Below are 4,675 nucleotides of genomic sequence, written 5' to 3'. Positions count from 1 at the left end.
GGGGCGGACGGCCCTTCTCCACGCGGATGGACTCGCCCTTGGCGACGGGCTGGGTGACGCCCTCGGCCTCCACGCGGACCGGCGGGCCCTGCTTCACGGTGACGGTGGTGCTGTCGCCGTCGCCCACTTCCACGGAGAACGCGGAGGACTGCGGCGAGCGCTCCGTCGCCACCAGCTTCCCCACGGCATTGGCCTCCGCGGAGGCCTGCGTGTAGCGCGCCGCGCGGAAATGGCCCTCCGCGTCCTTCAGTCGGGCGGAGGCCTCCGGGGGCACGCTCGCGTCCTTCGAGCTGGCCACCAGCGTGCGCGCGGTCTCCAGCGCCTTCTGGGCCAGCACGCGCTCGTGGCCGGGCACCTTCAGCCGGGTCCCCGCCGCCACGTCATCCGACGTCAGGCCGTTGAGGGCGCGCAGCTCGTGCACCGCGCGCGCGTCACCCAGGGTGCGCTGGGCCACCTGGCGCAGGGACTCGTTGGGGCCCACCACCACGGTGCCCGGGGGCGTCGTGCCCAGCCATGTGAGGAGGAGGAGCGCCGCCTTCATTGGAAGACAATCTCCCTTCCCGCCTGGATGGTGGCGGACGGCGTGGTGACGGACAGGGACTGGGCGGCGGGCTTCTCCAGCTCCGCGTCGATGCGGCCCCGCAGCACGGTGAGGTCCGTGCGCTGCTGGCCGGGGCGGGCGCGCGTCTCCGCGATGCTGATGAGCGAGTCCCCGCCCAGGTGCACCGTGCTGCCGTTGGCGGCGAAGACGATGTCGGTGCCGGCGCCCGCTTCGGTGCGGACCTTGTCGTTCTCGTAGAGCGGCTGGCCCTCGAGCGCGGGGCTCCACTCGTCAGCCGTGGCGCGCTTGATTTGGACGCCGCCCTTCATGGCTCGCAGGTGCGCGCGGTGCGTGGCCACCGCCGGACGCGTCGCCGCATCGGGCGCGGACGGCCGCTCATCGGCGGTGCAGCCGGCGGCGGGGAGGGCCGAAAGCGCGAGCGCAAGCAGCATGGGAGACCAGTGTCGTCCGTTCACGAGGGGAGTTCCGGGGGACCCGAAGTCTATCGAAGGTGGACCCGAGCGGGCGGGCCCGGGTACGCACACGCTAGTCCAAACGGCGGTGCTCCAGGCAGGGGAGGTTGCGGCGGATGCGCGCCAGCAGCTCCGGGTCCACTGGCGCCAGCGCCAGCCCTTCTCCCTCGGAGGCCCGCGCCGTCACCAGCCCCCACGGGTCCACCACCAGGGCGTGGCCATAGGTGACGCGGTTGGCTGAGTGCCGTCCCCCCTGAGCGGGCGCCAGCACGTACGCCTGGTTCTCGATGGCGCGGGCCCGCAGGAGCACTTCCCAGTGGTCCTTGCCCGTCATGAGGGTGAAGGCCGCCGGAACCGCCAGCAGCGTCGCGCCTTCGCGGGACAGCCGCCGGTACAGCTCGGGGAAGCGCAGGTCGTAGCAGACGGACAGCCCCAGCCGGCCGACCTCGGTCTCCGCGGAGACGACGTCCGTGCCCGGCGCCACCGCCGCGGACTCCTGATAGGTCGCACCGTCTCCCACCTCGACGTCGAAGAGGTGGATTTTCCGGTAGAGGGCCAGCCGCTCGCCGCCGGGGCCGAAGAGGACGCTGGTATTGTAGAGGCGCCCACCCGGCGCGCCCGTCTCCAGCACGCTGCCGGCGAGCAGCGTCACCTTCAGCTCCCGGGCCAGGCTGGCCATCCGGGACATCGTCGGACCGTCGAGCCCCTCCGCGGCGCCCTGCCGCTCGGGCTCCGGCCCCATCCAGGAGAAATTCTCAGGCAGGCCCACCAGCCGGGCCCCCAGCCCGGCGGCGCGCCGGATGAGCCGGGTCGCGGCTTCCAGGTTATGGGCCTTGTCGGCGGTGGACACCATCTGCGCGGCGGCGATGAGGTGCATGGGGGCGTTATATCCCCCGTCGGGCCCCGGAACCCCTGGGAATTCCTCACCCTGCCAGGCCCGTTTCACCGGGAGCAGGAGGGTGCGTCCTTCCTTTACACCCCGACGGGGCGTGTGCTACGGACGCCCCCGACATTTTTCGATGAAGCACTTCGAAAAGTGGGCCGCGTGCCCGCTTTTCGTGTTTTTGGAGACTGGTTTCCCGCTCATGTCGGAGAAGAACCTCAAGCAGACGGTGGAGGAGCGGGCCTTGGCCCTGCTCGAGCCCATTGTCGCGGGTGAAGGCCTGGAGCTCGTGGACCTGGAGTTCCTCCGGGAGCGCGAGGGCTGGGTGCTCCGGTTGTTCATCGACAAGCCGGGTGGCCGCGTCGGGCTGGACGAGTGCTCCCAGGTGTCGCGCGCGGTGGACCCGTCGCTCGACGTGGAGGACTTCATTCCCCACGAGTACAGCCTGGAGGTCTCCAGCCCCGGAGTGGACCGGCCGCTGCGCAAGCCGACGCACTTCGAGCGGGTGAAGGGAGAGAAGGTGAAGGTGAAGACGTTCGGCCCGGTGGGAGAGCCCCCGCGCAAGAACTTCACCGGCACCCTGACCGAGGTGGCAGGCGACGGAATCTCGGTGGAGGTGGAAGGGGCCGGAACCTTCCACATCCTCTTCAAGGACATCGCCAAGGCGAACCTGGAGTTCCAGTTCTAGACGTCGACATACAGGGTGCCCCTCCGCGCGAGGGCGCCCGTGGACCCTTTTAGGAGAAGACCATGCCCACGCAGCAAGCCAACCCGAGTGTCAACCTCAACCTCGTCCTGGACCAGGTCGCCAAGGACAAGGGCATCGACCGGGCTGTGCTGATTGCCACGCTCGAAGACGCGATGAAGACCGCGGCCAAGAAGCACTTTGGCCAGGACCGCGAGCTCGAGGCGAAGTACGACCCGGACAAGGGCGTCGTGGAGCTGTTCCAGGCCATCACCGTGGTCGAGGAGATTGTCGACCCGGTCCAGGCGGTGAATCAGATCTCCCTGGTCGAGGCCCACAAGAAGGGCATGGAAGTGGAGCCGGGCGACGAGCTCGTGTTCCAGATTTTCTACCGGGACGAGGACGCCGCCGAGGCCAAGGCCCAGGACGACCAGTACGGTGACATCCTCCGCCTGAAGACCTTCCGCCGCGGCTTCGGCCGCATCGCCGCGCAGACGGCCAAGCAGGTCATCCTGCAGCGCACGCGCGACGCGGAGCGGGAGAACGTCTTCAACGAGTATCGCGACCGGAAGAACGAAATCGTCACCGGCATCGCCCGCCGGTTCGAGCGCGGCAACATCGTCGTGGACCTGGGCCGCGCCGAGGCCGTGCTGCCGGTGCGCGAGCAGGTCCCGCGTGAGACGTACCGCCCCGGCGACCGCGTCCAGGCCTTCGTGCTGGACGTGCTCCGTGAGTCCAAGGGCCCCCAGATTGTCCTCAGCCGCGCGTCCGTCAACCTGCTCACCAAGCTGTTCGAGATGGAGGTGCCGGAAATCGCCGAAGGCATCGTCGTCATCGAGGCGGCGGCCCGTGAGCCGGGCGGCCGGGCGAAGATCGCCGTGTCCAGCCGGGACTCGGACGTGGACCCGGTGGGCGCCTGCGTCGGTATGAAGGGCAGCCGCGTGCAGGCGGTGGTGCAGGAGCTGCGCGGCGAGAAGATCGACATCGTCCCGTTCGACGAGGACCCGGCCCGCTTCGTGTGCTCGGCGCTGGCCCCGGCGGAGGTCAGCCGCGTCATCATCGACGAGGCCAACCACGCCATGGAGCTCATCGTCCCGGACGACCAGCTCAGCCTGGCCATTGGCCGTCGCGGCCAGAACGTCCGCTTGGCGGCCCAGCTGACCGGCTGGAAGCTGGACATCAACAGCGAGAGCCGGGTGCGGGAGCTGCGCGAGTTCGCGGGCCGCTCGCTGGGCTCGCTGCCCGGCGTCAACGAGATGCTGGTGGAGACGCTCTACGCGCACGGCTTCCGTCAGGCCCGGGACATCGCCGAGGCCAACGCGGAGCTGCTGGCGCAGCTGCCCGGCATCGACCCGGCCCGCATCCCCTCCATGCAGGAAGCCGCCCGGACCCGGATGGTCGAGGATCAGGCGGAACTGTCCCGCATGGATTATGAAAGAGAGCAGGCCCGCATCGCGGAGGCGCGGCGGCATCCGGACGAGCTCAGCCAGCCCGAGCGCATGGCGCGCGTGCGGGGCGTCGGTGAGAAGACCATCGAGCAGCTCATCCTCGCCGGGTACCGCTCGGTGGAGGACATCGCCAATGAGAAGGACCTGGCGAAGCTGGGCGATGTTCCGGGCGTGGGTATCAAGAAGGCCCGCCAGCTGAAGAGCGCGGCGGAGAACTACCTGGTGGAGGAAGCCAAGCTGCGCGCGGAGCTGAATGCCGAGCGCGGCGCCATGACGGCGACAATTGAAGGTGGCGCGGAAGCCACCAAGTCGCCGTAAGCTAAGCGAGCAAGGGAGGGGACGTGCGGCGCCCGGCTGGCCGGCCCAGGCCGGAAATTCAGAACGCGGGGTCAGGTCCGGTCCGGACGTGCGTCGGATGCGGGTTGCGGCGACTCCAGGCGGAACTGACCCGATTCGTGATAGGCCCGGGAGGCGCCATCGAGGTCGACAGGAAGAGGCGGCTGCCAGGACGGGGCGCCTACCTGTGCGGTGCCGGTTGTCTGACGGCAGCGCTGAAGCGGAAGGCGTTTGGTAGGGCCTTTCGCGGAAAGGCGGGCCAGGTTGACCCGTCGCAGCTCGGGCAGGCATGGGAGCAGGGGGACGGTG

At 69.8% G+C, this 4,675-nt stretch carries 6 protein-coding genes; 3 read left to right on the top strand and 3 right to left on the bottom strand.

Translation table 11 applies throughout. The features are described 5' to 3' along the window. From G4D87_RS33940 to G4D87_RS33930, 3 genes are all read right to left on the bottom strand, one after another. Positions 1–541 (bottom strand): LysM peptidoglycan-binding domain-containing protein (locus G4D87_RS33940; protein WP_163786824.1); only part of this gene is annotated, 541 nt, incomplete at its 3' end. After that, entirely contained in the window at positions 538–993 is a 456-nt protein-coding gene (locus G4D87_RS33935) for a FecR domain-containing protein (RefSeq protein ID WP_176413498.1), read from the bottom strand. The genes G4D87_RS33935 and G4D87_RS33940, both read right to left, overlap by 4 nt. A gap of 94 nt (positions 994–1,087) precedes the next feature. Continuing rightward, positions 1,088–1,891: a carbon-nitrogen hydrolase family protein gene (locus G4D87_RS33930; RefSeq protein WP_163786822.1), complete on the bottom strand. Its 804-nt coding sequence runs from the start codon at positions 1,889–1,891 to the stop codon at positions 1,088–1,090. Between the two features lie 208 nt (positions 1,892–2,099). On the opposite strand from G4D87_RS33930, the gene rimP reads away from it, so the two are divergent. The 3 genes from rimP to G4D87_RS40075 all read left to right on the top strand — a co-directional run. Beyond that, positions 2,100–2,585: a ribosome maturation factor RimP gene (gene rimP / locus G4D87_RS33925; protein WP_163786821.1), complete on the top strand. Its 486-nt coding sequence runs from the start codon at positions 2,100–2,102 to the stop codon at positions 2,583–2,585. A 62-nt stretch (positions 2,586–2,647) separates the two neighbouring features. Further along, positions 2,648–4,348 (top strand): transcription termination factor NusA, encoded by a 1,701-nt coding sequence (gene nusA / locus G4D87_RS33920; RefSeq protein WP_163786820.1) that lies wholly within the window; start codon positions 2,648–2,650, stop codon positions 4,346–4,348. A 23-nt stretch (positions 4,349–4,371) separates the two neighbouring features. Beyond that, the coding region (locus tag G4D87_RS40075; protein ID WP_163786819.1) for a YlxR family protein at positions 4,372–4,675 on the top strand (304 nt) is incomplete at its 3' end.

Origin of the sequence: Myxococcus vastator (assembly GCF_010894475.1) — a bacterium.
Classification (GTDB): Bacteria; Myxococcota; Myxococcia; order Myxococcales; family Myxococcaceae; genus Myxococcus; species Myxococcus vastator.
The sequence above is the reverse complement of the archived record's forward strand: the minus strand, read 5'-3'. Positions and strand labels throughout refer to the sequence as shown.

Excerpts from the sequence above, each read along its gene's own strand:
- G4D87_RS33935 (WP_176413498.1), bottom strand. The coding sequence starts at position 993 with ATGCTGCTTGCGCTCGCGCTTTCGGCCCTCCCCGCCGCCGGCTGCACC.
- G4D87_RS33930 (WP_163786822.1), bottom strand. The coding sequence starts at position 1,891 with ATGCACCTCATCGCCGCCGCGCAGATGGTGTCCACCGCCGACAAGGCC.
- nusA (WP_163786820.1), top strand. The coding sequence starts at position 2,648 with ATGCCCACGCAGCAAGCCAACCCGAGTGTCAACCTCAACCTCGTCCTG.
- rimP (WP_163786821.1), top strand. The coding sequence starts at position 2,100 with ATGTCGGAGAAGAACCTCAAGCAGACGGTGGAGGAGCGGGCCTTGGCC.